This window comes from Micromonospora costi (genome assembly GCF_003626655.1).
GTDB lineage: Bacteria > Actinomycetota > Actinomycetes > Mycobacteriales > Micromonosporaceae > Micromonospora > Micromonospora costi.
The window spans coordinates 128850-154448 of sequence record NZ_RBAN01000006.1 but is presented as its reverse complement, the minus strand read 5'-3'; the positions used below and the strand labels follow the sequence as shown (position 1 = coordinate 154448).

Below are 25599 nucleotides of genomic sequence, written 5' to 3'. Positions count from 1 at the left end.
GCACAGCGCTAAGGAGAAACAGCCGCCGTGGCCATGCAGTTCTACGCCTCGCCCGAGCAGATCATGCGCGACCGCTCCGAGCTTGCCCGCAAGGGCATCGCCCGGGGTCGCAGCGCCGTGGTCCTGAGCTACGAGGGCGGGGTGCTCTTCGTCGCCGAGAACCTCTCCAGCGCCCTGCACAAGGTCAGCGAGATCTACGACCGGATCGGTTTCGCGGCCGTGGGTCGCTACAACGAGTTCGAGAACCTGCGCCGCGCCGGCGTCCGGATGGCCGACCTGAACGGTCTGAGCTACGACCGGCGGGACGTGACCGGGCGGGCCCTCGCGAACTCGTTCGCGCAGATCCTGGGTGCCATCTTCACCGAGCAGTCGAAGCCGTTCGAGGTGGAGATCTGCGTGGCCGAGGTCGGCGCGACCGCGGACGACGACGAGCTCTACCGGCTCACGTACGACGGCTCGGTCAACGACGAGCCGGGCCGGATGGCGATGGGCGGTCAGGCCGAGGCGATCACCGGCGTGCTCAAGTCCGACCACCGCCCCGACATGTCGCTCGGCGACGCCGTGAAGGTGGCCGTGCGGGCGCTCGGCAGCGTCGGCGGCGAGGGCGGGGCCGCGCGCACCATCGCCGCCAACCAGCTCGAGGTGGCGGTCCTGGACCGGCGCCGGGTCGGCCGCACGTTCCGCCGGATCACCGGCGCGGCCCTGACGGCGCTGCTCGACGGGGAGGCCGCGAAGGCGGAGGAGCCCGCCGCGGGCGGCCCGGAGACGCCGACGACCCCGACCGAGGAGGCGCAGAAGCCCACTACGTCGGCGGCCTCGGCGGACCTGGAGGACAAGCCCGGCAACCACGCCGAGTAGCAGACGTCGCGAGAAACGCCGGGGTCCGGGTCACCGGGCCCCGGCGTTTCGCGTCCGCCGCGCCGATCCGAGTCGGTCAGCGGCGGCGGAGCAGCGGCTTGGTGAGGGCCCAGTAGGCGGCCGCGATCACGTTGAACACCGCCATCCCGGGGGGCGCCTCGACGTTGGAGGGGTCGACCTTCGCGGTCATCATCTCGGCGATGACACCGTCGGGGACGATCCGCTCGGCCTGCAGCTGGCGGCGGCGGGCGCGTACCCAGGCCCGGTTGGTCCACAGCCAGCGCCAGCCGCGCACCTTCTCCCGGCTCCACCCGCCGAGCAGCGAGGCGGCGAGCAGGGCCGCCTCGGACAGCAGCAGCATGGGCGCCAGCAGCACCAGCGTTCGCGTCTCGTACGCGGTGAGCAGCGAGAGCAGCCGGTTCCGCTCGACGAGGTACACCTTCAGCGAGTTGCGGGAGAACTCGTAGTGGTGCACGACGACGGCGTCCGGGACGTACTCCAGGCGCAGCCCCCGCTGCCACAGGCGCAGGCTGATCTCGGTGTCCTCGTGGTAGGCGAAGTACTCGGCGGCGAAGCCGTCCAGTTCCCGCCACAGCTCCCGGTTGATGACGAAGCAGCACCCGCTCAGGGAGGGCACGGTCGTACGCCGGGCGTGGGCCGTGGCCGGCTCGCCGTTGCCGCCGGCCCAGGAGAGCCCGATGAAGTGCAGCGGGTTGCCGGACGTGTTGATGAGATCCGGGTTCTCGGCGAGGCGGATCGAGGCCATCGCGGCGCCGACGCCCGGTTCCGCGGCGACCGCCACGACCTTCGCGAGGGCGTCCGGCGCGACGATCGCGTCGGAGTTGACGAAGGCCAGCCACTCGCCGGTGGCCTCGGCGGCGCCGACCCGGCAGCCGCCGGAGTATCCGGTGTTCTCCTCGGGCCGCAGCACGCGCACGCCCGGGAGGCCCTTGACCACGTCGATGCCGTCGCTGGTGCACCCGTTGTCGACGACGATCAGCTCGACGTCGACGTCGGTGCTGGCGAGCACCGCCCGGGCGGCGTCGACCAGCCACGGCTCCGCGCCGTAGGCGAGCATCACGGCGCTGACCTGGGGTCGGTTCATCGGACTCCTCCGGATACGCCGGTCTCGACGGTCTCGCGGGACGGGGTGGTCGCGGGGGAGGGGCCGGCGGCGCCGCCACGCAGGAGCAGCGCCATGGTGCCGGCTACGACGACCGAGCCGACCGTGTAGCCGAGTTCGACCCGCAGCGCGACCGACAGCGGGGCGAGTGTGGCGGCGACCAGCGCGGCGACGCCGACGGTCCACGCGAGCGCCTGCGCGCGGTGCCGGTCGAGCGCGAGCAGCGCCTGGCCGAGCACCATCGCCCACAGGTAGGCGAGGGTGGCCACGGCCAGCCAGGCGAAGTCGCCGTGGCCGAGGACGTCGGGGGCGTCGAAGAGCGCGCCGACGAGCCACGGGCCGAGCAGGACGGCGCCGAACGCGCCGACCAGGCCGAGCGCGGTGACGACGCCCAGCGCCTTGCGGAGCAGGCCGTGGAAGGCCGCGTGGTCGCCGGTGGCGGCCGAGGTGGCCAACCCGGGCAGCAGCGACGCCTGTAGCGAGGCGAACACGAACAGCGGGATCCGCACCAGGACAAGTGCGGAGAGCAGCGCTCCCGCGGTGGCCACGTCCGACGGGGCGAGCACCCGCGCGTTGATCACGCCGACGTTCACGACGACCTGGGACAGCAGGCTCGACGCGGTGAGCAGGCCGAGGCCCCGCAGGAGCGCCGACCAGGCCACGGGCAGCCCGCCGCCGACCGCGCGGAGCACCGGCGGCAGCGTCGCCAGGACGGCGATCAGCGGCGCGGCGACGAGCACCGCGCCGTACCACACGGGCGAGGTGACACCGGCCAGGCCGAGGAGCGCGACGATGCCGATCCGCAGCCCGCCGTCGATGCCGAGCTGCGTGCCGTACCAGGGGAAGAGCTGCAGGCCCGAGAGGACGCCGCGGGTGGTGTAGGCCACGGCCATGGCGGCGAGCGACCCGACCAGCACCCAGACCATCGTGCCGTCGCCGTCGAAGAGCCGGTCGGCGAGCACACGGTAGGCGGCGAGGACGACGACCGTCATGACCGCGAGCACGCCGGCGGCGAGCGCGGCGCCGCGCGCCAGCACCGGGCCGGGTGGGAGCCCCTGGGTACGCCGGGCCGCGACGATCCGGGCGATCTCCTGCTCGACCGGCATGAACACGCCGATGCCCAGCGTGAACACGATCGACCAGAGCACGGACAGGGACGAGTAGTCGGCCTCGTTCAGGCTGTGCCCCGCCACCGCCAGGTGCACGTAGGAGGCGAGCCCGAGCAGGCCCAGCCCGGCACCCACGGCGAGGGTGCCGGGCGGAACGAGGTTGAGCAGGCGGCGTATCACCGGCGGATGAGCGCCAGGGTGAGGACGGCGAAGGCCCGGCCCAGGTAGATCATCGCCTTGGCGGGGGAGTGGCTGGGTGTGCCCGCCATCCGCCGGCGCATGGCCACCGGCACCTGCCGGATCTTGTAGCCGCGGCGGGCGGTGTGCACCAGCGTCTCGACCGTGTCGCCGAGGTACTCCACGGGGTACCAGCGGGCGAACATCTCGATGATCCGGCGGTTGGCGGCCCGGAAGCCCGAGGTGGTGTCGGTGAGCTTGGTGCGGGCGATCCGGGACAGCACGGCCGAGAGCATGACCATGGCCCAGCGGCGGGGGCCGCGGACGTTGTAGTCGCCCTCGCCCGCGAACCGGGCGCCGATCACCAGGTCGGTGTCGTCGAGGAGGTCGACGAGCTTCGGCACGTACCGGGGGTCGTGCTGGCCGTCGGCGTCGATCTGGATGGCCACGTCGTAGTCGTGCTCGTACGCGTAGCGGTAGCCGAGCCGCATGGCCCCGCCGACGCCGAGGTTGTACGGCAGCCGGGCCACCAGGGCGCCGGCGGCGGCGGCCACGGCGTGGGTGCGGTCGGTGGATCCGTCGTCGACCACGAGCACGTCGACACCGGGCAGCTCGCCGCGAACCTCGCGGACGACGTCGCCGATGGAGCCGGACTCGTTGAGCGCCGGGATGATGATCAGGACGCGCTTGCCGTTAACCATCGTGGGACACCAGTTCGTTCCGGGCGGCCCGCTCGGCGTCGATCTCGGCGCGGAGCAGGGCGAAGTCTTCGGCCAGGGTGCGGGTCTCCTCCTCCAGGGCGCTGACCTCCCAGCTCAGGTGCACGCACACCAGCAGAAGGAAGACGATGCCGAGGAAGAGCACGAGACTGACGCCGGAGGCGACCCCGAGCATGCCCGCCACGTTGTCGAGGAGCCGGGGGAACAGCGCCAGCGGGATCACGATCACCAGGACGCCGAGCCACAGCATGCCGTACTTCTCGCGCAGTTGCCGGCGGCGCAGCAGCTCGATGATCGTGGCCAGCAGTATCAGGCCGGTCAGGCCGGTGACGAGGGTGAGCTTCATGTGACCTTCCACGGGGGAGCGGAGGAGGCGAAGGAGGCCGTGAGGGTGGCGTGCCAGTCCGGCATCGCTGGCAGGCCCGCGGCCGTCCACCGGCTGTGCCCTAGCACACTGTACGCCGGTCGGGGAGCCGGACGCGGAAACCGGTCGCTGGTGGTGGGCCGGATCCGGTCCGGGTCGAGCCCGTTGAGCGCGAACGCGGCCCGGGCGAGGCCGTACCAGGTGGTCTGACCTGTGCACGTGCCGTGGTAGAAGCCGGGCGTGGCCCGGCCGGCGAGCGCCGCGTCGGCGAGCGCGACCAGCCGGGTGGCGAGGGCGTACGACCAGGTGGGCTGGCCGTGCTGGTCGTCCACCACGTCCAGGTGTTCGCGTTGCTGGGCCAGCCGCAGCATGGTGGCCACGAAGTTCGGCCCGTGCGCGCCGTACAGCCACGCGGTGCGCACGATGTAGCCCGCGTCGGGCAGCAGGCGGGTGACGCTCTGCTCGCCGACGAGCTTGCTCCGGCCGTAGGCGTTGACCGGCGCGGTGGGCGCGTCCTCCGGGTACGGCCGGTCGGCGTCGCCGGAGAAGACGTAGTCGGTGGAGACCTGGATCAGGCGGGCGCCGGTCTCGGCGCACGCGGCGGCGAGGTGGGTCACGCCGTGGCCGTTGACGGCGGTGGCGACCTCCTCGTGCGTCTCGGCCCCGTCCACGTCGGTCCACGCCGCGCTGTTGATCACGAGGTCGTGCCCGGCGACGGCGGCCCGTACGGCGGCGGCGTCGGTGATGTCGAGGTCGGCCCGGGTGGCGGCGGTCACCTTCAGGTCCACGCGGGGGGCGAGCACGGCCAGGAGGTCCTGGCCGAGCATGCCGCCCGCGCCGGTGACGAGCAGCCGGGTCATGCGGCCGTGGCCTGCTTCAGCGGCTCCCACCAGGCCCGGTTCTCCCGGTACCAGCGGACGGTCTCGGCGAGGCCGCGGTCCAGGTCGATGCTCGGGGCGTACCCCAGCTCCTCGCTGATCTTGGTGATGTCCAGCGAGTAGCGGCGGTCGTGGCCCTTGCGGTCGGTGACCGGGACGACCCGCTCCCACCCGGCGCCGCAGGCCTCCAGCAGCCGCCCGGTGAGTTCCTTGTTGGTCAGCTCGGTGCCGCCACCGATGTTGTAGACCTCGCCGGCGCGGCCCTTCTGCTGCACGAGGGCGATGCCCCGGCAGTGGTCGTGCACGTGCAGCCAGTCGCGCACGTTGCCGCCGTCGCCGTAGAGCGGCACGGTGCCGCCGTCGAGCAGGTTGGTGACGAACAGCGGGATGACCTTCTCGGGGAACTGGTACGGCCCGTAGTTGTTGGAGCAGCGGGTGACCACCACGTCCATGCCGTGCGTGCGGTGGTAGGCCAGCGCCAGCAGGTCCGAGCCGGCCTTCGAGGCCGAGTAGGGGGAGTTCGGCGCGAGCGGCCACGTCTCCGTCCAGGACCCCTCGTCGATCGAGCCGTACACCTCGTCGGTGGACACGTGCACGAACCGGGCCGTGCCGTGGCGCAGCGCGGCGTCGAGCAGGGTCTGGGTGCCGAGCACGTTCGTGGTGACGAACGGCGCGGCGCCCTCGATCGAGCGGTCGACGTGCGATTCCGCCGCGAAGTGCACGATCACGTCGTGGCCCGCGACCACCTCGTCGACCACGGTCGGGTCGCAGATGTCGCCCTGGACGAAGCGCAGCCGGGGGTCGTCGCGGACCGGGTCGAGGTTCGCGCGGTTGCCCGAGTAGGTGAGCTTGTCGAGCACCGTGACGACCGCCGGATCGACCGGCGGTACGCCGGCGGCGCCGCCGAGCGGCTTGCCCAGCAGCAGACGGACGTACTCCGACCCGATGAATCCGGCTCCGCCGGTGACGAGGATCCTCACGGGTCCGGAAGTGTACGCGAAGTTAACCGGACATCGCCGGGGCCCGACCCCCGTGTCCGGTTGCCGCCGCGGCCGGTAGTCTCCCCGGGTGCGCGGAATCCTACTCGCCGGTGGCACCGGATCCCGGCTGTGGCCCATCACCCGGGCGGTGTCCAAGCAGCTGATGCCGGTCTTCGACAAGCCGATGATCTACTATCCGCTCTCCACGCTGGTCATGTCCGGCGTCCGGGAGATCCTGGTGATCACCACGCCTGACGACCAGGACCAGTTCCGCCGGCTGCTCGGTGACGGCAGCCAGTGGGGCCTGCGGCTGGAGTACGTCGCCCAGGCCCGCCCGGAGGGCATCGCCCAGGCGTTCGTGCTCGGCGCGGACTTCATCGGCGACGACGCGGTGGCGCTGATCCTGGGCGACAACATCTTCCACGGCGTGGGTCTGGGCCGGCAGCTCACCGCGCACGGCGACCTGATCGGCGGCCGGGTGTTCGCGTACCCGGTGGCGAACCCCGAGGCGTACGGCGTGGTCGACTTCGACGCCGACGGCAGGGTGCTGTCGATCGAGGAGAAGCCGGCCCGGCCGAAGTCCCGGTACGCGGTGCCCGGGCTGTACTTCTACGACAACCGGGTGGTCGACATCGCCAGCAAGCTCACCCCGAGCGCGCGGGGCGAGCTTGAGATCACCGCCGTGAACGAGGCGTACCGGGAGATGGGTGAGCTGTCCGTCACCGTGCTGGACCGCGGCACTGCCTGGCTGGACACCGGCACCTTCACCTCGCTCATGCAGGCCGCCGAGTTCGTCCGGGTGATCGAGGAGCGGCAGGGTCTCAAGATCGGCTGTGTGGAGGAGGTGGCCTGGCGGGCCGGCCTGCTCGACGACGCGCAGCTGCGGGCGCTCGCGGAGCCGCTGACCAAGAGCGGCTACGGCGACTACCTGCTCGGCCTGCTCAGCGAGAAGCACGGCGAGGCGGTGGCCCGGTGAGCGGTTCGAGTGCGCCGGGTCTGCGAGCCCCGCAGTCGCGAACGGAGGTGGCCCGGTGAGCGCGAGGAGTGAGCCGGGTTTGCGAGCCCCGCAGTCGCGAACGGAGGTGGCCCGGTGAGCGCGAGGAGTGAGCCGGGTTTGCGAGCCCCGCAGTCGCGAACGGAGGTGGCCCGGTGAGCGCGAGGAGTGAGCCGGGTTTGCGAGCCCCCGCAGTCGCGAACGGAGGTGGCACCGTGAAGATCCGGCCGCTGAGCATCGAGGGCGCCTGGGAGATCACGCCGCAGCAGCACGGCGACCCGCGCGGGCTGTTCATGGAGTGGTACCGCTTCGACCGGCTCGCCGAGGCGGTCGGTCACCCGCTGCGGCTGGCGCAGGGCAACCTGTCCGTCTCCGGCCGGGGCGTGGTGCGCGGCATCCACTTCGCCGACGTCCCGCCCGGCCAGGCGAAGTACGTGACCTGCGTACGCGGGGCCGTGCTGGACGTCGTGGTCGACCTGCGGGTCGGCTCGCCGACCTTCGGCCGCTGGGAGGGCGTCCGCCTCGACGACGTCGAGCGCCGGGCGGTGTACCTGGCCGAGGGGCTGGGGCACGGCTTCTGCGCGCTCAGCGACGACGCCACCCTCACCTACCTCTGCTCGGCCACGTACAACCCCACGGGCGAGCACGGTGTGCACCCGCTCGACGAGGAGTTGGGCATCGAGTGGCCGGCCGACGCCCCGCAGCTGTCGGCCCGCGACGCCGCGGCGCCGACCCTCGCGCAGGCCCGCGAGAGCGGCCTGCTGCCCGACTACGAGGCCTGCCGGGCGTACGTGGCGACGCTCGGGCCGGACGGAATGTCGGACTCGGACGGGGTTTGACCGCACCGACCCGCACGACCTGTGCTGTGACAGTGACGAACCGGCCCTCCGGGCGGCTAATGTCACATCATGGAGCGGCGAATCTTCGGCCTCGAGACCGAGTACGGCGTCACCTGTACCTACCGCGGGCAGCGGCGGCTCTCCCCGGACGAGGTCGCCCGGTACCTCTTCCGCCGCGTGGTGTCCTGGGGCCGGTCCAGCAACGTCTTCCTGCGTAACGGTGCCCGGCTCTACCTGGACGTCGGGTCGCACCCCGAGTACGCCACACCGGAGTGCGACTCGGTGGTCGACCTGGTGGCCCACGACCGCGCCGGCGAGCGGATCCTGGAGGGGCTGCTCGTCGACGCCGAGAAGCGGCTGCACGACGAGGGCATCGCGGGTGAGATCTACCTGTTCAAGAACAACACCGACTCGGCCGGCAACTCGTACGGCTGCCACGAGAACTACCTGGTCTCCCGGCACGGCGAGTTCGGCCGGCTGGCCGACGTCCTGATCCCGTTCCTGGTCACCCGGCAGCTGATCTGCGGGGCGGGCAAGGTGCTGCAGACACCGCGCGGCGCGGTCTACTGCCTGTCGCAGCGGGCCGAGCACATCTGGGAGGGCGTCTCCTCGGCGACCACCCGGAGCCGCCCGATCATCAACACCCGGGACGAGCCGCACGCCGACGCCGAGCGCTACCGGCGGCTGCACGTGATCGTCGGCGACTCGAACATGAACGAGGTCACCACGCTGCTGAAGGTCGGCACGGCCGACATCGTGCTGCGGATGATCGAGGCCGGTGTGGTGATGCGCGACCTGTCGCTGGAGAACCCCATCCGGGCGATCCGTGAGGTGTCGCACGACATCACCGGCCGGCGCAAGGTGCGGCTCGCCTCCGGCAAGGAGATCAGCGCGCTGGAGATCCAGCAGGAGTACCTGGCCAAGGCCACCGAGTTCGTGGAGCGCCGGGGCGGCGACCAGACCGCCAAGCGCGTCGTCGAGCTGTGGGGCCGGGTGCTGCGTGCCGTGGAGACCGGCGACCTGGAGCCGGTGGCCCGGGAGATCGACTGGGTGACCAAGCTGCGGCTCATCGAGCGCTACCAGCGCAAGCACGACCTGCCGCTGTCGCACCCGCGGGTCGCGCAGATGGACCTCGCCTACCACGACCTGCGCCGCGGCCGTGGCCTCTACGCGCTGCTCGAACGGCGCGGCGAGGTGGACCGGGTGGCCACGGACCCGGAGATCTTCGAGGCGAAGGAGACGCCGCCGCAGACGACCCGGGCCCGGCTGCGCGGCGAGTTCATCCGGCACGCGCAGGAGAAGCGGCGCGACTTCACCGTCGACTGGGTGCACCTGAAGCTCAACGACCAGGCGCAGCGCACCGTGCTCTGCAAGGACCCGTTCCGGGCGTACGACGAGCGGGTCGAGCGGCTGATCGCCAGCATGTGACGAGTGCCCCGGCCGGCCCGGCGGTGGCGCGTCATCGCCGGGGCCGGCCGGGTACGCTGGCCGGGCCATGACGACATCCCCGAGCCCCGAGCCCACCGAGAGCGGCCAGCAGCGCCAGAACTGGGTGGAACGCCGCCGCAACAAGATCCGCGCCGAGATCGAACGGAACCGGCGCGGCGAGTACACCGTGCCCACGTGGGTGCTGGCGGTCGCCCTGGTGCTGATCGTCGGCGGCTGGCTCGCCCTGATCTTCCTGGCCTGATCCCTTTCCTCCCACGATCTTGCACTTTCTGCCCGGGCACACCGGGAGGAAAGCCGCGAACCGAGGGCCGCAACTGCAAGATCGCGGTGAGTGTCCGCGGCGGGTGACCCGCGCGGGCCAGGGGTTGGCCCGGCTGGGTCGCCGTGGTGGGTAACCGGCCGCCGTTGCCGTCGCCGGCCCGCGCCCGACCGGTCGGCGCCGGCGACGACCGGACGCCGCGACGCGGGAGGGCGATCATGGACGACATGCGGGTGCCGCAGCCGGAGCGGGGCGGCAAGGGCTGGCGCGACCCCGGGCCACGGGACGTCACACGGGACCGGGAGAACCCCGACCTGCTCGTCCCGCCCGCCACGGACGCCGGGACGGTGCCGAACCTGCGGTTCTCCTTCGCCGACGCGCACACGCGCATCGAGCAGGGCGGGTGGACCCGCGAGATCACCCAGCGGGAACTGCCGATCGCCACGGAACTCAGCGGCGTGGACATGGCGCTGGAACCGGGCGCCTACCGGGAGCTGCACTGGCACAAGCAGTCCGAGTGGGCGTACGTGCTCCGGGGCAGCTGCCGGATCAGCGCCGTCGACCAGGAGGGGCGCAACTTCCTCGACGACGTGCGCGCGGGGGACCTGTGGTTCTTCCCGAAGGGCGTACCGCACCACATCCAGGCCCTCGACGAGGGCGTGGAGTTCCTGCTGGTCTTCGACGACGGCGCCTTCTCCGAGAACGGCACGTTCCTGATCAGCGACTGGTTCGCGCACACCCCGAGGGAGGTGCTCGCGAAGAACTTCGGCTGGGCGCCGGAACTGCTGGATCGGCTGCCCGAGCGGGAGAAGTACATCTTCGCGGGCCAGGTGCCGCCGGCGCTGGACCGGGACCGGGTGGTCAGCCCGAGCGGGGACGTGCCGAGCACCTTCAGCCACCGGATGCGGGCGCAGGAGCCGATGCGGTTCCCCGGTGGCACCGTCCGCGTCGCCGATGTCTCCACGTTCGCCGCCTCGACCACGATCTGCGCCGCGCTCGTGGAGGTCGAGCCGGGCGGCCTGCGCGAGATGCACTGGCATCCCAACGACGACGAGTGGCAGTACTACATCTCCGGGCAGGGCCGGATGGGGGTCTTCGCGAGCACCGGCGTGGCGCGGACGTTCGACTTCCGGGCGGGCGACGTCGGGTACGTGCCGTTCGCGTACGGCCACTACATCGAGAACGTCGGGTCGGAGCCGCTGGTCTACCTGGAGATGTTCCGCAAGCCCCGGTTCGCCGACATCTCGCTCACCCAGTGGATGGCGAACACGCCGGCCGAGGTCGTGGCGGACACCATCAACCTGCCGCCGGAGGTCATCGCGGGGCTGCCACGGGAGAAGCGGCCCGTCGTCCGCTGACCGGCATAGGCCGCGCCGGTCCGCGGCCCGCCGTGCGGCCCGTGGCCCCGCGACCGGCCCGGCCTAGCCCACCAGCGCGGCGGCGTGCCGCCCGGCGGCCGCGGCGGTGAGGAAGTACGCGTGGTCCGCGTCCAGGCCCCGGCCCATGGTGGACAGCGGCACCGTGCTCGCCCGCAGCGCGGCGTCCAATCCGTCGGTGGACACCCGGACGATCCGGTGCCGGGCCGCGAGCGGCGCCAGCGCCGCGTCCATCTCGGCGGCGAGCGCCGGGTCGAGGTCGTCGGGCAGCACCAGCTCCGCGGGGGCCAGCGCCACCCGGCCGTACGCCGTGAGGCTGTGGTGGGACACGCCACGGTGCCGGGGGCGGGGGTCGGCGGACGACACGCGCAGCGAGCCGACCGGCCGGCCGCCCAGCGCGGCGACCGCGTTGACCGCCTCGCCGACCGCCACGCCGGTGAACCCCCAGCGGGTGCCGGTGCCCAGGTTGCCCGGGCCCTGCGCCACGATCGCCACGTCGGCGTGGAGCACGTGGCGGGCCGCGAGCAGCCCGGTGTGCAGGGTGCTCGCCTCGAGGTCGCCGCCGAAGGCCTGCCCGACGCTGATCGTGCCGGCCAGCTCGTCGCGGAGCGCCGCCAGGGTGCGGGAGAACCACGCCGGCAGCGCCCCGCCGTCGGTGAGCACGTACGCGACCCGGGCCCGCGGCGCGTCGGCGCGGATGCCGGCGAGGATCGCCGGCAGCGCCGAGTGCAGGTCGGCGGTGACCACGGGCAGGCCGGCGAGGTCCTCGGCCGCCTCCAGCACGGCGCGGTGCGGCGAGGCCTCCTCGTCGACGCCGAGCAGGATCGGCTGCAGCGGGGTGTAGCGCGCCTTGACCAGGTGCCCGGCGTCGCGCGTGTCACCGGCCTGCGGCGGGTCGGGCGGCAACCGGTCCGGCAGCGCCACCACGAGGGCGTAGCCGCCGGTGCCCAGGCCCATGAGCAGCGCGCCGACGTTGAGCAGCACGCGGTCGCCGGGCTCGGGGTGGCCGACCAGGTGGGGGTAGGCCAGTGCCCGCATGGTCGCGCCGTCGGGCAGTGTCACGTCCAGTTCCACCGCGCCGGCCCACTGCCGTCGCAGCGCCGCCACCGTCCCGGACCGCCATCGCACCATGACCGGCACGCTAGCGGCGTGGCCGTCGGACGCCGCGCGCGGGGCCGCGACGCGGGTCAGAGACCGGGGTCGACCGTGCCGTCCCCGGCCGGTGGTTCCGGCTCCCGGCCGGCCCGGTGCTCGGGGGCGGGCAGCGCGCCGGTCGGGTCGAGGAACAGGTACCGGATCTCCGGGTAGCGTTCGCGCAGCCGCCGCTCCGCCTCGTCGGCGGTGGCCTCGATGGCGGCGCCGGTGGCGTCGTCGCGGAAGTCGACCTTCGCGGCGACCAGGATGTCCATCGGGCCGAGCTGCATGGTGAACAGCGTGTCGATGCGGTTCACCTCGGGCAGCCCGGCCAGCGACAGCTCCATCTCGCGGCGCAGCCGCTCCGGCACGGCGCGGCCGACCAGCAGCGAGAGGTTGGTGTACGCGAGGGTCGCGGCGACGGCGAGCAGCAGCACGCCGATGAGGACCGAGGCCACACCGTCCCACAGCTCGTCGCCGGTGAGTTCGGACAGGCCGACCCCGGCCCCGGCCAGGAGCAGACCGATGAGGGCCGCGCTGTCCTCCAGGAAGACCGCCTTGAGCGTGGTGTCGGCGGTCAGCCGCAGGTAGCGCCACGGCGTGGTCCGCCAGCGGCGGGACTCCCGGTGCACCTGGCGCGCCGCCCGGGCCAGGGACACCGACTCGATGGCGAACGAGACGGCCAGCACCACGTACGAGACGAGGTAGTTGCCGCTGTGTTCGTGCACGAGGATCGTGGTGATGCCGTGGGTGATCGCGAAGCCGGCGCCGGCCACGAACGTGAACAGGGCCGCGAAGAAGGCCCAGACGTAGCTCTCCTTGCCGTACCCGAACGGGTGCCGGGCGTCGGCCGGGCGCGCGCCGCGCCGCAGGGCCAGGAACAGCAGCACCTCGGTGGTGGTGTCGGCCACCGAGTGCGCGGCCTCCGAGAGCATCGACGCGGACCCGGAGATCAGACCGGCGAACAGCTTGGCCGCCGCGATGGCGAGGTTCGCGGAGCCGGCGACGACGACCGTGCCGACGCTCTCGGACTTGACCTCCGGCTGGGACATGGGGAAACCCTATGGCCGCGGGCGGCGGCCCGCCGGGCGAGCGCTCCAGGCGGGTTGGTGCGCCATTCGCATCCACGGCCCGCCGCGCCCGCGTGGGTGCACGTGCCCGGCGCGTCGGCTGCTAGCGTCTACCCGTGTCCCGGACCCGTACCGAACGCCTGGTCAACCTGGTGATCTGTCTGCTCTCCACGCGCCGGTTCCTCACCGCCGCGCAGATCGCCGCGACCGTGCCCGGCTACGAGCACGACCCGGACGACGCGCGTGACCACGAGGCGTTCCAGCGCAAGTTCGAGCGGGACAAGGCCGAGCTGCGCGAGCTCGGGGTCCCGCTGGAGACCGGCACGGCGAGTGTCTTCGACGCCGAGCCCGGCTACCGGATCGCCCCGCGGGAGTACGCCCTGCCGGACATCCCGCTCGAACCGGACGAGGCGGCCGCGGTGGGCATCGCGGCCCGGCTCTGGCAGCACGCCGGCCTGGCCGCCGCCGCGTCGTCGGGGCTGGCCAAGCTGCGCGCCGCCGGTGTGGACGTCGACCCGCAGGCCACGCTCGGCCTGGAGCCGATGGTGACCGTCGACCCGGCGTTCGCGCCGCTGACCGCCGCCGCCCGCGACCGCCGGGAGGTCGGCTTCGACTACCGGGTGCCCGACCGCGACGCCCCGACCCGGCGCCGGCTCCAGCCGTGGGGCGTGGTGTGCTGGCGGGGCCGCTGGTACGTGGTCGGCCACGACCTGGACCGGGAGGCGACCCGCTGCTTCCGGCTCTCCCGGGTGGTCGGCCCGGTACGCGTGACCGGCGACCCCGGCGCCTACGAGCCGCCCGCGGGTGTCGACCTGATCAGCCACGTCGCGCGCTGGTCCGGGCCGGTGGAGCGCACCGGGCGGGCCGTGGTGCTCGCCGCGCCGGGCCGCGCCGCCGGGCTGCGCCGCTGGGCGGTGGAGGTCAGCGCCGGGCCGGACGGCGACCGGTTGGTCCTGCCCTACGCCGACCTCGACTGGCTCGCCGGCCACCTGGTCGGCTACGGCCCGGACGTCCGGGTACTGGACCCGCCCGAACTCCGGGAGGCGATCATCCAGCGCCTCAAGGAGATCGCCGTCCGGCACGACGACCTGGCCACCGCCGGGGGGCACCGGTGACCCGCCCCGCCGCCCGCGGCGGCTCCCGCGCGTCCGCCGACCGGCTGGCCCGGCTGCTCAACCTCGTGCCGTACCTGCTGGCCCGCCCCGGCATCGAGATCGCCGAGGCGGCCGGTGACCTGGGCGTCACCGAACGGCAGCTGCGGGAGGACCTGGAGCTGCTCTGGGTCTGCGGGTTGCCCGGGTACGGGCCGGGCGACCTCATCGACATGGCGTTCGACGGCGACCGGGTGACCATCACCTACGACGCCGGCATCGACCGGCCGCTGCGGCTCACCCCGGACGAGGCGCTCGCGCTGGTGGTGGCCCTGCGGATGCTGGCCGAGACGCCGGGGGTGACCAACCGGGAGGCCGTCGAACGGGCACTCGCCAAGATCGAGAGCGCGGCCGGTGACCTCGTGGGCGCGCCGGTGGAGGTGCGGCTGCCGGCGGACACGCGGCGGGTCGAGGAGCTGCGCGCCGCCGTGGAGGGCGGCCGGGCGCTGCGGATCACCTACTACACGGCGGCCCGGGACGAGACGACCGAACGCACCATCGACCCGCTGCGGATGCTGATGGTCGGCGGCCGGGCGTACGTGGAGGCCTGGTGCCGGCGTGCCGAGGCGGTCCGGATGTTCCGGGCCGACCGGATCGACGCGGTCGCCGCGCTCGACGAGCCGGCCGTCGTGCCGCCGCAGGCCCGCCCGCACGACGTGACCGACGGAGTGTTCCGCCCCTCGCCGGACCTGCCGCTCATCACCCTGCGGATCGGTCGCGGCGAACGGTGGATCACCGAGTACTACCCGTGCGAGCGGGTCGAGGCCGGCGACGGCGACCAGTGGTTGGTCTCGCTGCGGGTGACCGACCTGAACTGGGCGCGCCGGTTCGTGCTGGGGCTGGGCCCGGACGTGGCCGTGGTCGCCCCCGCCGAGCTGGCCGAACAGGTCCGGGCGGCCGCCACGGCGGCACTGGACGCGTACGCCCGGCCCGCGCCCGCCGCCCGCCGGGATCCCGGACCCGCCACCGCCGACCCGGCGGTGGCCGCCGGCCCCCGGTAGGCTGACCGCCGTGCTGACGTGGATCGTGCTCGCCGTGGTGCTGCTCGCCCTCGTGGTGCTCGCCGTGGCCGTCCGGGCGGTGCTGACCCGGCTGCCCGCGCTGCACCGGGCCGCGGTGGCGTTGCAGCGCCGCCAGGCGGAGGCACAGGCGCTGGCCGGGTCGGCCGAGGCGCTGCAGGAACGCGCCGAGGCCCTCCAGGACCGGCTCGCCGCCACCCAACGGCGGGTCGAGCTGATCAAGGCCAAGCGGCGCGGCTGACCCCGCCGTCGCGTCGGGCCGCCGCGTTGATCGACCGCCGTCGCGTGGTTGCGTGATCCGGCGCCGCCGCGCGCAGGATCGAACGTCCGAGGGTGGTTGACGGGACACTCCGGGTTGGTCAAGACTTCACCGGCCGGGGCGAACGTGCACCGGCCGGTGGGTGGCATCGGACCGATACGCACGTACGATGGGGGTCCGTTACACCCCTGCTGTCTCACAAGCGACTGGAGCTTCCCATGGGTGCCCTCAAGCCGTGGCACATCGCCGTACTCGTGGTCGTGCTGATCCTGCTCTTCGGCGCGAAGCGGCTCCCCGACGCGGCCCGCTCGCTGGGCCGGTCCCTGCGGATCATCAAGGCGGAGACGAAGAGCCTGCACGACGACGACCGCGACCTGGCCGAGAAGGCCGACGCGCAGTCCGGCTACCAGCCGCTGCCGCCGCAGGCCGCCCAGCAGCCGCAGGCCACGTACCAGGCCCCGCCGCAGCAGCCGGTCGTCGACCCGGTGCAGCGCGTCCGCGACAACTGACCGAGGGGCCCGAAGACCGTGGCGGCCTTCGCGCTGCGCAAGCGCGGCCCGAGCAACTTCCAGCGGGCCGCCGACGGCTCGATGACCCTCATCGAGCACATCCGGGAGCTGCGCACCCGGCTGTTCCGCGCCTCGCTGGCGATCCTGATCGGCTTCGGTGTGGGCATCTTCCTCGCCGAAAAGGTCCGGGTGCTGCTCTCCAAGCCGTACTGTGACCTGCCCCAGTCGACCGACCCGGCCACCGGCCTCTGCAAGTTCGTGCAGCTGGGCGTCGCGGACGTCTTCCTGCTCAACCTGAAGATCGGGCTCTGGGTGGGTCTGATCCTCGCCGCGCCGATCTGGCTCTACCAGCTCTGGGCGTTCATCGCACCCGGCCTGCACCGGCACGAGCGGCGCTACGCGTACGTCTTCACCGCCCTCGCGGCGCCGCTGTTCGCCGCGGGCGCGGTGCTGGCGTTCTTCGTGACCACCAAGGGTCTCGAGTTCCTGCTGAACATCTCCGGGCCGGACATCGCGACCAACCTTGAGGTCACCCGCTACATCTCGTTCGTCACCAACCTGATCCTGCTGTTCGGGGTGGCGTTCGAGTTCCCGCTGATCGTGCTGATGCTCAACTTCGTCGGCCTGGCCAGCGCGAAGCGGCTGCTCAGCTGGTGGCGGGTGGCGATCTTCGTGTTCTTCGCGTTCTCCGCGGTGGTCACCCCGACACCGGACCCGTTCGGCATGACCGCCCTCGCGGTCTGCCTCTCCGCGCTGTACTTCGGCGCGGTGGGTGTCGCGTTCATCAACGACCGGCGGCGCGGTCGCGGTCGGGAGGTCTACGCGGGGATCGCCGACGACGAGGTGTCGCCGCTGGACCTCGACCCGGAGCCGGTCGAGGCGGCCCAGCGGGTCGACGCGACCGAGCCGATCGCCGCACCGGACCCGATCGCCGCCCCGGCGCCGATCGAGCGCCGGTACGACGACATGACCTGACCCCTCGTCACCGCGCCGGCACCCGCCGGAGCGGTCGTACGACACGCTGACGCACGGACGCCGCCCGCACCGGGCGGCGTCTGTCGTAGCGGTAGGTTCTCGCCGTGACCGCAGAAGATCACCCCTCCGTCGATCCCGACGGCCCCGTCGCGGTGCTCGCGAACCCGACCGCCGGACGGGGCCGGCACCGCGCTCTGCTGCCGGCGCTGCTGTCCCGGCTCGCCAGCGCGGGCCGGGAGGTGCGGCTGCTGGAGGCGTACAGCGCCGAGCAGGCCGAGGCGGTGTGTCACGCCGCGGTGGCCGGCGGCGTGGCCGCGCTGGTCGCGGTCGGCGGGGACGGCACCGTGCACCGCGCGTTGCAGGCGGTCGCCGGCACCCCGGTCCCGTTCGGCCCGGTGCCGGCGGGCACCGGAAACGACTTCGCCACCGACACCGGCTACCCGCCGGACCCCCTCGCCGCCGCCGAGGTGATCGCCGGGGCGCTGCGCGCCGACCGCGCCCGGCCCGTGGACCTGGCCCGGCTGAACAGCCCCGCGGAGCCGCCGCGCTGGTACGGGGCGGTGCTCGCCGCGGGGTTCGACGCGATCGTCAACGAGCGCGCCAACCGGATGCGCTGGCCGCGCGGGCCCCGGCGGTACGACCTGGCGATCCTCGTGGAGCTGGCCCGGTTGCGGCCGCGGCGGTACAAGCTGTGCCTCGACGGCGAGCCGCACGAGGTCGACGCGGTGCTGGTGGCGGTGGGCAACTGCCCCAGCTACGGCGGCGGGATGCGGATCTGCCCGGACGCCGACCCGGCCGACGGGCTGCTCGACGTGGTGGTGGGCGGCCGGTTCGACCGCCGCACCCTGATCCGGGTGAAGCCGAGCATCTACCAGGGCACCCACGTGCGGCACCCGCTGGTGACCAGCTACCGGGTGCGGACCGTGGAGCTGGCCGCGGAGGGCATCACCACGTACGCCGACGGCGAGCGGGCACTGGGCCTGCCGGTGACCGTCACGGCCGAGCCGGGGGCGCTGCGGCTGCTGCGGTGACCCGTGCCCCGCCCGGTGGGCCGGCTCAGCCCCGCAGGGCGAGGTCGAGCACCGCGCCGAGACCGTTGGGGTGGCCGGCGTCCGCGCAGGGCAGCACGAGCACCGCGCAGCCGGCCTTCACCGCGCCGGCGTCGGCGGGCGTGTCGCCCACCATGAGCGTCTGCTCCGGGTCGACGCCGAGCATCCCGCACGCCCGCAGGAAGATGCCCGGGTCCGGCTTGCAGCGCCCCACCTCGTACGACAGCACGTACGCGTCGATCAGCGCGTCGAGCTTCCACGCGTGGAACAGCGGGCGGAGGTCGAAGCCGATGTTGCTGACCACGGCGACCTTCACGCCGGCGGCGCGCAGCGTGGCCAGCACGTCGCCCGTGTCCGGGTAGGGCACCCAGCCCTCGGGCACCAGCACCCGCTCGTACAGCGCGTCGGCGAACCCCTCGATGCCGGCGTCGACCGTCTCGGCCAGGCCGGTGTACGCGCCCCGGTGGGCGTGCTCGTAGAGGTCCCGGTCGGCCCACAGCTCGGCCAGCCGGGGCGGTACCCGGGCGGGCAGCGGCCCGCCGGCCCGGCCGGCGGTGAGCAGCCGGTCGGCGAGCGCTGTGGCGCGGACCGGGTCCAGCTCGACGCCGCACGTCGCGGCGGCGGCCAGCACCCAGGCCCGGGGGTCCTCCACCTGGGCGAGGGTGCCGTGGAAGTCGAAGAGCACCGCCTCCACCGGTCGACGGGACGGGACCGGGCCGACGGTGCCGTCGGCGTCGCGGGAGGCGTGGGGCGGTTCGGGTTGATCCGGCACGTCGTGCACCCTACCGACCCGCTCCGACCGTCCTGCCGGATGGCCTTGTCCGGTGGCGGCCGGCCGTACCGATTAATCTTGGGGACATGTCGAGCCCCGCCGAGCGGTACGCCGCGGCGCGCCGCCGGGCCGCACAGGCCTCCGAGTTTCCGGCGCTGGAAGAGTTCGCCCTTGACCTGGGGTTCGATCTCGACGACTTCCAGCGGGAGGCGTGTCAGTCGCTGGAGCGGGGCAGCGGCGTGCTCGTGTGCGCTCCCACGGGCGCCGGCAAGACGGTCGTCGGCGAGTTCGCCGTCCACCTGGCCCTGCGCGGAGCCCCGGCCCCGGCCGGCGGCGCGGAGGCCCCGCCCCCGGCGGGTGGCGGCCGGCGCAAGTGCTTCTACACGACGCCGATCAAGGCGCTGTCGAACCAGAAGTACCACGACCTGGTGGACCGGTACGGCGCCGAGCAGGTCGGCCTGCTCACCGGCGACAACGCGATCAACGGCGACGCGCCGGTGGTGGTCATGACCACCGAGGTGCTGCGCAACATGCTCTACGCCGGGTCGGCCACCCTCGAGGGCCTGGCGTACGTGGTGATGGACGAGGTGCACTACCTGGCCGACCGGTTCCGGGGCGGCGTGTGGGAAGAGGTGATCATCCATTTGCCCGCCTCGGTGACGCTGGTGTCCCTGTCGGCCACCGTGTCCAACGCCGAGGAGTTCGCCGACTGGCTGGTCACCGTGCGCGGTGAGACGGCCGTGGTGGTCAGCGAGCACCGGCCGGTGCCGCTGTGGCAGCACATGCTGGTCGGCAAGCGGATGTTCGACCTGTTCCACGACGCCGACGCGGCCCGCAAGCACGACGTGCACCCGGAGCTGCTGCGCTACACGCGGGACACGATGCGCCGCCTGGAGCTGGGTGAGGGGCGCAGCGCCGGGCCGGGCGGCGGGCGCCGCGGGCCGCGCTGGCGTGGGCCCATGCGTCCGGACATCGTCGAGCGGCTGGACCGGGAGGGTCTGCTCCCGGCCATCCTGTTCATCTTCAGCCGGGCCGGCTGCGACGCCGCCGTGCAGCAGTGCCTCGCCGCGGGCCTGCGGCTGACCTCGCCGGAGGAGCGGGCGGAGATCCGCCGGGTGGTCGAGTCGCGGGTCACCGCGATCCCCGGCGAGGACCTGTCGGTCCTCGGCTACTGGGAGTGGCTCGACGGCCTGGAGCGCGGCCTCGCCGCCCACCACGCGGGCATGCTGCCGGCGTTCAAGGAGGTCGTCGAGGAGCTGTTCGTCCGGGGCCTCGTCAAGGCGGTCTTCGCCACCGAGACCCTGGCGCTGGGTATCAACATGCCGGCGCGCTGTGTGGTCCTCGAACGCCTGGTGAAGTACAACGGCGAGGCGCACGTCGACCTCACCCCGGGGGAGTACACGCAGCTCACCGGCCGGGCCGGCCGCCGCGGCATCGACGTCGAGGGGCACGCCGTGGTGGTGTGGTCCCCGGAGACCGACCCGCGGCACGTGGCCGGGCTGGCCTCCACCCGCACGTACCCGCTGCGGTCCAGCTTCCGGCCGTCGTACAACATGGCCGTCAACCTGGTCGGGTCGGTCGGCGCGGAGCCCGCCCGGGCGTTGCTGGAGTCGTCGTTCGCCCAGTTCCAGGCGGACCGTTCGGTGGTCGGCCTGGCGCGGCAGGTGCAGCGCAACACCGAGACGATCGAGGCGTACGGCGCGGAGGCCGCCTGCCACCACGGCGACTTCGACGAGTACTTCGCCCTGCGGGTGGCGATCGCGGACCGGGAGCGGGCGCTGGCCCGGCAGGGGCAGACCCAGCGCAAGGCCGCGGCCGTGGCGTCGCTGGAGCGGCTCCGGGTGGGTGACGTGATCCGGGTGCCGTCCGGGCGCCGGGCCGGGCTGGCCGTGGTGCTGGACCCGGCGACCGGTGGGTTCGGCGAGCCGCGGCCGCTGGTGCTCACCCAGGACCGGTGGGCGGGGCGAGTCAGCCCCAGCGACTTCACGACCCCCGCCGAGGTGCTCGCGCGGATCCGCGTACCCAAGCACTTCAACCACCGCTCGCCGGCCGCCCGCCGTGACTTGGCGGCAGCGGTGAGCGGCACCGGGCTGGACCGGCACGCCGGGCGGCGGGGCGGTCGGTCCCGCCAGCCGGTCGGCGAGGACCACCGGCTCAGCCAGCTCCGCTCCGAGCTGCGCCGGCACCCCTGTCACGCCTGCCCGGACCGGGAGGAGCACGCCCGTTGGGCGGAGCGGCGACGCCGGCTGGAACGGGACACCGAGGAGCTGCGCCAGCGGGTGTCGGGGCGGACCGGATCGCTGGCCCGCACCTTCGACCGGATCGTCGCGCTGCTCACCGCGCGGGGCTACCTCAGCGCCGACGGCGAGGTCACCGACGCCGGCCGGATGCTGGGCCGGATCTGGACCGAGGCGGACCTGCTGGTCGCCGAGTGCCTGCGTCGCGGCGTCTGGGACGGGCTGTCCCCGGCCGAGCTGGCGGCCGCCGTCTCGGTCGTGGTCTTCGAGGCGCGCCGGGACGTCGACGAGCGGGCGTCGGTGCCGCGCGGGCCGGTGTCCGACTCGGTGGACGAGACGTTGAAGCTGTGGAGCGACATCGAGGCGGACGAGGCCGCCCGGGGCCTCGCGGTGACCCGGGAGCCGGACCTGGGGTTCGCCTGGCCGATCTACCGGTGGGCGCGGGGCGAGGCGCTCGCCAAGGTGCTCGCGAGCGGGCACGAGATCGACGGCGAGATGCCGGCCGGCGACTTCGTGCGCTGGGCGCGGCAGGTGGTCGACCTGCTCGGCCAGCTCGCCGACTCCGGTGGCGCGTCGCCCGACCTGCGCTCCACCGCCCGGCAGGCGATCGCCGCGGTCAACCGCGGGGTGCTCGCCTACCACGCCGCCGCCTGACAGGGCCCGCGGGCCGATGGCGGCCGACCGGCGGCCGGCGCGGCTCGAGCCGGTGACCGGCCGACCGGCGGTCAGCCGCGGGGCCGCGCGGCGCGACGGGCGTCAGGGGTGTTCGGCGAGCGCGTCGACCAGCCGGCGCGTCGAGCCGGCGAGGTTCCAGCGGCGGGCGAGGTCCAGCAGGCCCTCCGGGTCGACCGGTGCGCTCGGCAGGGCGGTGGGCAGGTCCGGCAGGGGCACGTCCAGGGCCACCCGGACGACCTTCGGGGCCACCGCCAGGTAGTCGCGGGCGCCGGCGAGCTTGGCGCGTAGGCCAGGGGCGAAACCGGACCGGGGATCGTCGAGAGCGGTGAGGATGCCGGCGAGGTCGCCGTAGCGCTCGATGAGACGCGCGGCCGTCTTCTCGCCCACGCCGGGCACGCCGGGCAGCCCGTCGCTCGGGTCGCCGCGGAGGGCCGCGAAGTCGGCGTAGCGGTTGGCGGGTACGCCGTAGCGGGTGCGGACCGCGGCGTCGTCGCAGGCCTCCAGCTTGGCGACGCCCCGCCCCACGTAGAGCAGGCGGACCGGCCGGTCGTCGTCGACCAGCTGGAACAGGTCGCGGTCGCCGGAGACCACCTCGACCGGGGCCGGTTGGGTGACCGAGAGGGTGCCGAGCACGTCGTCGGCCTCGTAGCCGGCCGCACCCGTGGTGGTGATGCCGATCGCGGCGAGCACGTCGAGGATCACCGGAACCTGCGGGGTGAGCGTGTCGGGCACCACCTCGCCGCCCTCGGGGGCCAGCCGGTGCGCCTTGTACGACGGCAGCAGCGCCACCCGCCACTCGGGCCGCCAGTCGTGGTCCAGCGCGCAGACCATCCGGTCGGGCCGGCGGGTGCGGATCAGGGTCGCGAGCATGTCGAGGAAGCCGCGCACCGCGTTGACCGGGGTGCCGTCCTCGGCCCGGGCCGCGGACTCGGGGATCCCGAAGTAGGCCCGGAAGTAGAGGCTCGGGGAGTCGATCAGCAGGATCGGGGGTCGGTGTGCCACGCGGGACAGCCTGGCACAGCCCACCGACGAACGACAGCACCCCACGTACGGGTGGGCCGGCGTGGTCCGGTCAGCGCCGGTCGTCGCCGCGGCCGCGGTAGACCGTCTCCCGGCGGGCCAGGGTCTGCACCAGGTAGCTGGTGAGCAGGAGGACGACCGCGACGACGACCTCGATCCAGGCCGCGACACCATGGGCCACCGTCAGCCCGACGACCAGCAGCACGAGGCCGGCGAGGGCGAGCACACCGGCCCACAGCTGCCGTCGCCGGCGCGTCGCGTGCCGGTTCGGGTCGTCGGCCACCGTCGGTCCTTCCCGGGTCGTGGGCGCCGCTGCGGGCACCCCGTACCAGGCTATCGACGGTTGGGTCAGCGGGCAGCCGGAACCGGGTCGCGCTCGGGTTCCGCGCCGGCCGCGCGGTCGTGGTCGGTGAGGTCGCGCAGCCGCCGTACGGGGGAGAGCAGCAGTGCCAGCGGGGCGCAGACGACCGCGGCGGCGAACACCAGCAGCGTGACCCGGGCGCCGAGGAGGCCGGCCAGCGCGCCCGCGACCAGACCGCCGACCGGGATGGCGCCCCACGAGACGAACCGGACGGTGGCCATCACCCGGGAGAGCAGCTCGGGCGGGCTGGCGGTCTGCCGGTAGGTGCGGGTGGTCACGCTGAGCACCACGACGCCGCCGGCGAAGACCACGTTGCCGACCGCGAAGGCCAGGTACGCGGGCCAGCCGGAGCCCAGCGGGATGACGAACGCCCCGACGACGGCCACCAGGCAGGCGACGACCAGCGCGCGGGCCGTGCCGACCCGTCCGGTGAACCGCGGGGTGAGCGTCGCGCCGAGCAGCGAGCCGACACCCTCGACGGCGAGGAGCACGCCGACCAGGCCGGCGGGGGCGTGCAACTCGCGGACCAGGTAGAGGGGGTAGAGCGCGAGCTGGGCGCCGCAGACGAAGTTGACCGCGGTGGCCGCCCACATGCTGGGGCCCATCACCGGATGGCGCGCGACGAAGCGCCAGCCCTCGCGGATCAACTCGTGCATCGGCGGCCAGCGATCGGGCGTCTCGACCCGGCGGGCCGGCAGGGTCCGCAGCAGCGCCGCCGAGATCAGGTAGCTGGCCGCGTCCACCAGCAGCGTCGGCACCGCGCCCAGCACCTGTACGGCGATGCCGCCGAGCGACGGGCCGCTGAGCTGGGTGGCGGCGTGGGTGGCGGAGGTAAGGCTGTTGCGTGACTGGAGCTTCTCGCGTTCGACGATGCTCGGCAGGAAGGTGGAGTTCGCCACGTCGAACAGCACGTTGGCGAAGCTGACCACGAGCGCGGTGACCACCAGGTGGGCGACGCTGAGCTGGCCCCACCACCAGGCGAGCGGGACGGAGGCGACGGCCACCGCCCGGGCCAGGTCGGCGCCGACCTGGGTGCCGCGCAGCGGCAGTCGTTGTGCGATGACTCCGGCGGGCAGGCCGATCACGATCCAGGCCGCGTAGCTCGCCGCGGCGATCAGGCCCATCTCGAACGGGCTCGCGTCGAGCACGGTCAGCGCGGTGAGCGGTAGCGCCACGGCGCCGACCGCCGACCCGACCAGGCTGGTCGTGCCGGCGGTCCACCAGCGCCAGAACACCCCGGCTCCCGTTCGGACGTCCATCGTCATCCGCCCCCGTCCCCGTACGAGCCAGCGAGTTCCAATTTGAAACGGACTATAGTCGAAGCGGACGGGACCAGCGGAGGTGGGCTGTGCGGCGGGCGGATCTCGCGGACGCGGACTGCGGCATCGCGCAGGCGCTGGGCGTCCTCGGCGACTGGTGGACGTTCCTCATCGTGCGTGACGTCGCCGGCGGGACGACCCGCTTCGACCCGCTCCAGCGCGAGCTGGGGGTCAGCCGGCGGGCGCTGACCGAGCGGCTGGCCGCGCTGGTGGCCCACGGGGTGCTCGAGAAGCGGCCCTACTCGCAGCACCCGCCGCGCTTCGACTACCTGCTCACCCGCAAGGGCGAGGGCCTGCTCCCGGTGCTGATGGCGTTGCAGGACTGGGGGACGCGGCACCTGATGGGCGACGGGGAGCTCACGGCGACCGCCGAGGCCGGCTCGCCCGAGGCGCGGCGGGTGCACGGCCTCGTCGGGCGGCGGCTGCCGGAGGTCGCCCTGGCCGGAGCCGACACTCGTCCCGTCGCGCTGTCCGCCGCCGGCGAGTGGACGGTCCTCTACTTCTTCCCCGGGGCGTACGCGCCGGACGCCGACGGCTACCCGCCGGGCTGGGGGGACATCCCCGGTGCGCGCGGCTGCACGCTGGAGTCCACCACGTACGCCGACCGGTATCCGGCCCTGCGCGCCGCCGGCGCCGAGGTCCGCGGGGTGAGCACCCAGCGGCCGGATCAACTCGCCGGATTCGCCGCGTACGCCCGGCTTCCGTTCCCGCTCCTGTCGGACTCCGACGGCCGCCTCGCCGCCGGGTTGCTCCTGCCGACGTTCCGCGCCGGCGGGGTGGAGCGGTTCAAGAGGCTGACCCTGCTCGTCGACCCGGGTGCCGTCGTGCGTGCCGTCCAGTTCCCGGTGACCGACCCGGCCGGCTCGGTGGACGAGATGCTCGACCTCGTCCACCGTAGCCGGCCGGTCTGATCCGCTCCCGCGG

The 25599-nt window shown here is 73.8% G+C and carries 26 protein-coding genes; 14 read left to right on the top strand and 12 right to left on the bottom strand.

Annotated features, from left to right (window positions below):
• Positions 1-27 precede the first annotated feature (27 nt).
• Positions 28-858: a proteasome subunit alpha gene (gene prcA / locus D7193_RS28060; protein WP_120782644.1), complete on the top strand. Its 831-nt coding sequence runs from the start codon at positions 28-30 to the stop codon at positions 856-858.
• Between the two features lie 76 nt (positions 859-934).
• Here prcA and D7193_RS28055 read toward each other — a convergent pair whose 3' ends face one another.
• From D7193_RS28055 to rfbB, 6 genes are read right to left on the bottom strand one after another with little or no spacing between them, the layout of a single operon-like run.
• The gene (locus D7193_RS28055) at positions 935-1963 is read right to left on the bottom strand and encodes a glycosyltransferase family 2 protein (protein WP_120782643.1); all 1029 of its coding nucleotides are present in this window, start codon (positions 1961-1963) and stop codon (positions 935-937) included.
• Positions 1960-3270 carry a lipopolysaccharide biosynthesis protein gene (locus D7193_RS28050; protein ID WP_120782642.1) on the bottom strand — a complete coding sequence of 437 codons (1311 nt, stop codon included), beginning with the start codon at positions 3268-3270 and terminating at the stop codon, positions 1960-1962. The genes D7193_RS28055 and D7193_RS28050 overlap by 4 nt, the downstream gene beginning before the upstream one ends.
• Positions 3267-3968 (bottom strand): glycosyltransferase family 2 protein, encoded by a 702-nt coding sequence (locus tag D7193_RS28045; protein ID WP_120782641.1) that lies wholly within the window; start codon positions 3966-3968, stop codon positions 3267-3269. The genes D7193_RS28050 and D7193_RS28045 overlap by 4 nt, the downstream gene beginning before the upstream one ends.
• Complete coding sequence (locus tag D7193_RS28040; protein ID WP_120782640.1) at positions 3961-4332, bottom strand: DUF2304 domain-containing protein; 372 nt, start codon at positions 4330-4332, stop codon at positions 3961-3963. Before D7193_RS28040 ends, D7193_RS28045 begins: the two co-directional genes overlap by 8 nt.
• Complete coding sequence (rfbD, locus tag D7193_RS28035; RefSeq protein ID WP_120782639.1) at positions 4329-5210, bottom strand: dTDP-4-dehydrorhamnose reductase; 882 nt, start codon at positions 5208-5210, stop codon at positions 4329-4331. Before rfbD ends, D7193_RS28040 begins: the two co-directional genes overlap by 4 nt.
• Entirely contained in the window at positions 5207-6208 is a 1002-nt protein-coding gene (gene rfbB / locus D7193_RS28030) for a dTDP-glucose 4,6-dehydratase (RefSeq protein ID WP_120782638.1), read from the bottom strand. Before rfbB ends, rfbD begins: the two co-directional genes overlap by 4 nt.
• A gap of 88 nt (positions 6209-6296) precedes the next feature.
• Here rfbB and rfbA point away from each other — a divergent pair, with 88 nt between their 5' ends.
• From rfbA to D7193_RS28005, 5 genes are all read left to right on the top strand, one after another.
• Positions 6297-7184: a glucose-1-phosphate thymidylyltransferase RfbA gene (rfbA, locus tag D7193_RS28025; RefSeq protein WP_120782637.1), complete on the top strand. Its 888-nt coding sequence runs from the start codon at positions 6297-6299 to the stop codon at positions 7182-7184.
• Between the two features lie 233 nt (positions 7185-7417).
• On the top strand, positions 7418-8041 hold the full coding sequence (rfbC, locus tag D7193_RS28020) for a dTDP-4-dehydrorhamnose 3,5-epimerase (protein ID WP_120782636.1): 624 nt from the start codon (positions 7418-7420) through the stop codon (positions 8039-8041).
• A 69-nt stretch (positions 8042-8110) separates the two neighbouring features.
• Entirely contained in the window at positions 8111-9469 is a 1359-nt protein-coding gene (gene pafA, locus D7193_RS28015; RefSeq protein ID WP_120782635.1) for a Pup--protein ligase, read from the top strand.
• Between the two features lie 67 nt (positions 9470-9536).
• Complete coding sequence (locus D7193_RS28010) at positions 9537-9731, top strand: hypothetical protein (protein ID WP_120782634.1); 195 nt, start codon at positions 9537-9539, stop codon at positions 9729-9731.
• A gap of 236 nt (positions 9732-9967) precedes the next feature.
• Positions 9968-11107 (top strand): oxalate decarboxylase family bicupin, encoded by a 1140-nt coding sequence (locus D7193_RS28005; protein WP_120782633.1) that lies wholly within the window; start codon positions 9968-9970, stop codon positions 11105-11107.
• A gap of 63 nt (positions 11108-11170) precedes the next feature.
• Here the strand turns inward: D7193_RS28005 and D7193_RS28000 are convergent, their stop codons facing one another.
• The gene (locus tag D7193_RS28000) at positions 11171-12256 is read right to left on the bottom strand and encodes a DUF3866 family protein (protein ID WP_120782632.1); all 1086 of its coding nucleotides are present in this window, start codon (positions 12254-12256) and stop codon (positions 11171-11173) included.
• 56 nt (positions 12257-12312) lie between these two features.
• Positions 12313-13311, bottom strand: coding sequence for a cation diffusion facilitator family transporter (locus tag D7193_RS27995; RefSeq protein ID WP_120782631.1), 999 nt, complete (start codon positions 13309-13311; stop codon positions 12313-12315).
• 134 nt (positions 13312-13445) lie between these two features.
• On the opposite strand from D7193_RS27995, the gene D7193_RS27990 reads away from it, so the two are divergent.
• The 6 genes from D7193_RS27990 to D7193_RS27965 all read left to right on the top strand — a co-directional run bounded on the left by D7193_RS27990 (position 13446) and on the right by D7193_RS27965 (position 18273).
• A complete protein-coding gene (locus tag D7193_RS27990; protein WP_120782630.1) occupies positions 13446-14444 on the top strand; it encodes a helix-turn-helix transcriptional regulator in 999 nt (332 codons plus the stop codon).
• Positions 14441-15481, top strand: coding sequence for a helix-turn-helix transcriptional regulator (locus tag D7193_RS27985; RefSeq protein ID WP_120782629.1), 1041 nt, complete (start codon positions 14441-14443; stop codon positions 15479-15481). Before D7193_RS27990 ends, D7193_RS27985 begins: the two co-directional genes overlap by 4 nt.
• Before the next feature lie 10 nt (positions 15482-15491).
• Complete coding sequence (locus D7193_RS27980) at positions 15492-15740, top strand: hypothetical protein (RefSeq protein ID WP_120782628.1); 249 nt, start codon at positions 15492-15494, stop codon at positions 15738-15740.
• Between the two features lie 236 nt (positions 15741-15976).
• On the top strand, positions 15977-16267 hold the full coding sequence (tatA, locus tag D7193_RS27975) for a Sec-independent protein translocase subunit TatA (RefSeq protein ID WP_120782627.1): 291 nt from the start codon (positions 15977-15979) through the stop codon (positions 16265-16267).
• Positions 16268-16348: 81 nt separating this feature from the next.
• On the top strand, positions 16349-17242 hold the full coding sequence (tatC, locus tag D7193_RS27970) for a twin-arginine translocase subunit TatC (RefSeq protein ID WP_120782780.1): 894 nt from the start codon (positions 16349-16351) through the stop codon (positions 17240-17242).
• A gap of 104 nt (positions 17243-17346) precedes the next feature.
• Positions 17347-18273, top strand: a complete 927-nt coding sequence (locus D7193_RS27965; RefSeq protein ID WP_120782626.1) for a diacylglycerol kinase family protein — start codon at positions 17347-17349, stop codon at positions 18271-18273.
• Positions 18274-18298: 25 nt separating this feature from the next.
• On the opposite strand, the gene D7193_RS27960 is transcribed toward D7193_RS27965, so the two are convergent.
• On the bottom strand, positions 18299-19063 hold the full coding sequence (locus D7193_RS27960) for an HAD family hydrolase (RefSeq protein WP_120782779.1): 765 nt from the start codon (positions 19061-19063) through the stop codon (positions 18299-18301).
• An 86-nt stretch (positions 19064-19149) separates the two neighbouring features.
• Between D7193_RS27960 and D7193_RS27955 the strand changes: the two genes are divergently transcribed.
• Positions 19150-21954 (top strand): DEAD/DEAH box helicase, encoded by a 2805-nt coding sequence (locus D7193_RS27955; protein WP_120782625.1) that lies wholly within the window; start codon positions 19150-19152, stop codon positions 21952-21954.
• A 102-nt stretch (positions 21955-22056) separates the two neighbouring features.
• Here D7193_RS27955 and D7193_RS27950 read toward each other — a convergent pair whose 3' ends face one another.
• The 3 genes from D7193_RS27950 to D7193_RS27940 all read right to left on the bottom strand — a co-directional run bounded on the left by D7193_RS27950 (position 22057) and on the right by D7193_RS27940 (position 24621).
• On the bottom strand, positions 22057-22977 hold the full coding sequence (locus D7193_RS27950; RefSeq protein WP_120782624.1) for a 5'-3' exonuclease: 921 nt from the start codon (positions 22975-22977) through the stop codon (positions 22057-22059).
• A gap of 70 nt (positions 22978-23047) precedes the next feature.
• Positions 23048-23278 carry a DUF3040 domain-containing protein gene (locus tag D7193_RS27945; RefSeq protein ID WP_120782623.1) on the bottom strand — a complete coding sequence of 77 codons (231 nt, stop codon included), beginning with the start codon at positions 23276-23278 and terminating at the stop codon, positions 23048-23050.
• 65 nt (positions 23279-23343) lie between these two features.
• Positions 23344-24621: an MFS transporter gene (locus D7193_RS27940; protein ID WP_120782622.1), complete on the bottom strand. Its 1278-nt coding sequence runs from the start codon at positions 24619-24621 to the stop codon at positions 23344-23346.
• Between the two features lie 83 nt (positions 24622-24704).
• On the opposite strand from D7193_RS27940, the gene D7193_RS27935 reads away from it, so the two are divergent.
• Complete coding sequence (locus tag D7193_RS27935; RefSeq protein ID WP_120782621.1) at positions 24705-25586, top strand: winged helix-turn-helix transcriptional regulator; 882 nt, start codon at positions 24705-24707, stop codon at positions 25584-25586.
• Positions 25587-25599: the final 13 nt, after the last annotated feature.

Excerpts from the sequence above, each read along its gene's own strand:
- D7193_RS27995 (WP_120782631.1), bottom strand. The coding sequence starts at position 13,311 with ATGTCCCAGCCGGAGGTCAAGTCCGAGAGCGTCGGCACGGTCGTCGTC.
- D7193_RS28005 (WP_120782633.1), top strand. The coding sequence starts at position 9,968 with ATGGACGACATGCGGGTGCCGCAGCCGGAGCGGGGCGGCAAGGGCTGG.
- D7193_RS28010 (WP_120782634.1), top strand. The coding sequence starts at position 9,537 with ATGACGACATCCCCGAGCCCCGAGCCCACCGAGAGCGGCCAGCAGCGC.
- pafA (WP_120782635.1), top strand. The coding sequence starts at position 8,111 with ATGGAGCGGCGAATCTTCGGCCTCGAGACCGAGTACGGCGTCACCTGT.
- D7193_RS27955 (WP_120782625.1), top strand. The coding sequence starts at position 19,150 with ATGTCGAGCCCCGCCGAGCGGTACGCCGCGGCGCGCCGCCGGGCCGCA.
- D7193_RS28055 (WP_120782643.1), bottom strand. The coding sequence starts at position 1,963 with ATGAACCGACCCCAGGTCAGCGCCGTGATGCTCGCCTACGGCGCGGAG.
- D7193_RS28000 (WP_120782632.1), bottom strand. The coding sequence starts at position 12,256 with ATGGTGCGATGGCGGTCCGGGACGGTGGCGGCGCTGCGACGGCAGTGG.
- tatA (WP_120782627.1), top strand. The coding sequence starts at position 15,977 with ATGGGTGCCCTCAAGCCGTGGCACATCGCCGTACTCGTGGTCGTGCTG.
- D7193_RS27940 (WP_120782622.1), bottom strand. The coding sequence starts at position 24,621 with ATGACGATGGACGTCCGAACGGGAGCCGGGGTGTTCTGGCGCTGGTGG.
- rfbD (WP_120782639.1), bottom strand. The coding sequence starts at position 5,210 with ATGACCCGGCTGCTCGTCACCGGCGCGGGCGGCATGCTCGGCCAGGAC.
- D7193_RS28040 (WP_120782640.1), bottom strand. The coding sequence starts at position 4,332 with ATGAAGCTCACCCTCGTCACCGGCCTGACCGGCCTGATACTGCTGGCC.
- tatC (WP_120782780.1), top strand. The coding sequence starts at position 16,349 with ATGACCCTCATCGAGCACATCCGGGAGCTGCGCACCCGGCTGTTCCGC.
- D7193_RS28045 (WP_120782641.1), bottom strand. The coding sequence starts at position 3,968 with ATGGTTAACGGCAAGCGCGTCCTGATCATCATCCCGGCGCTCAACGAG.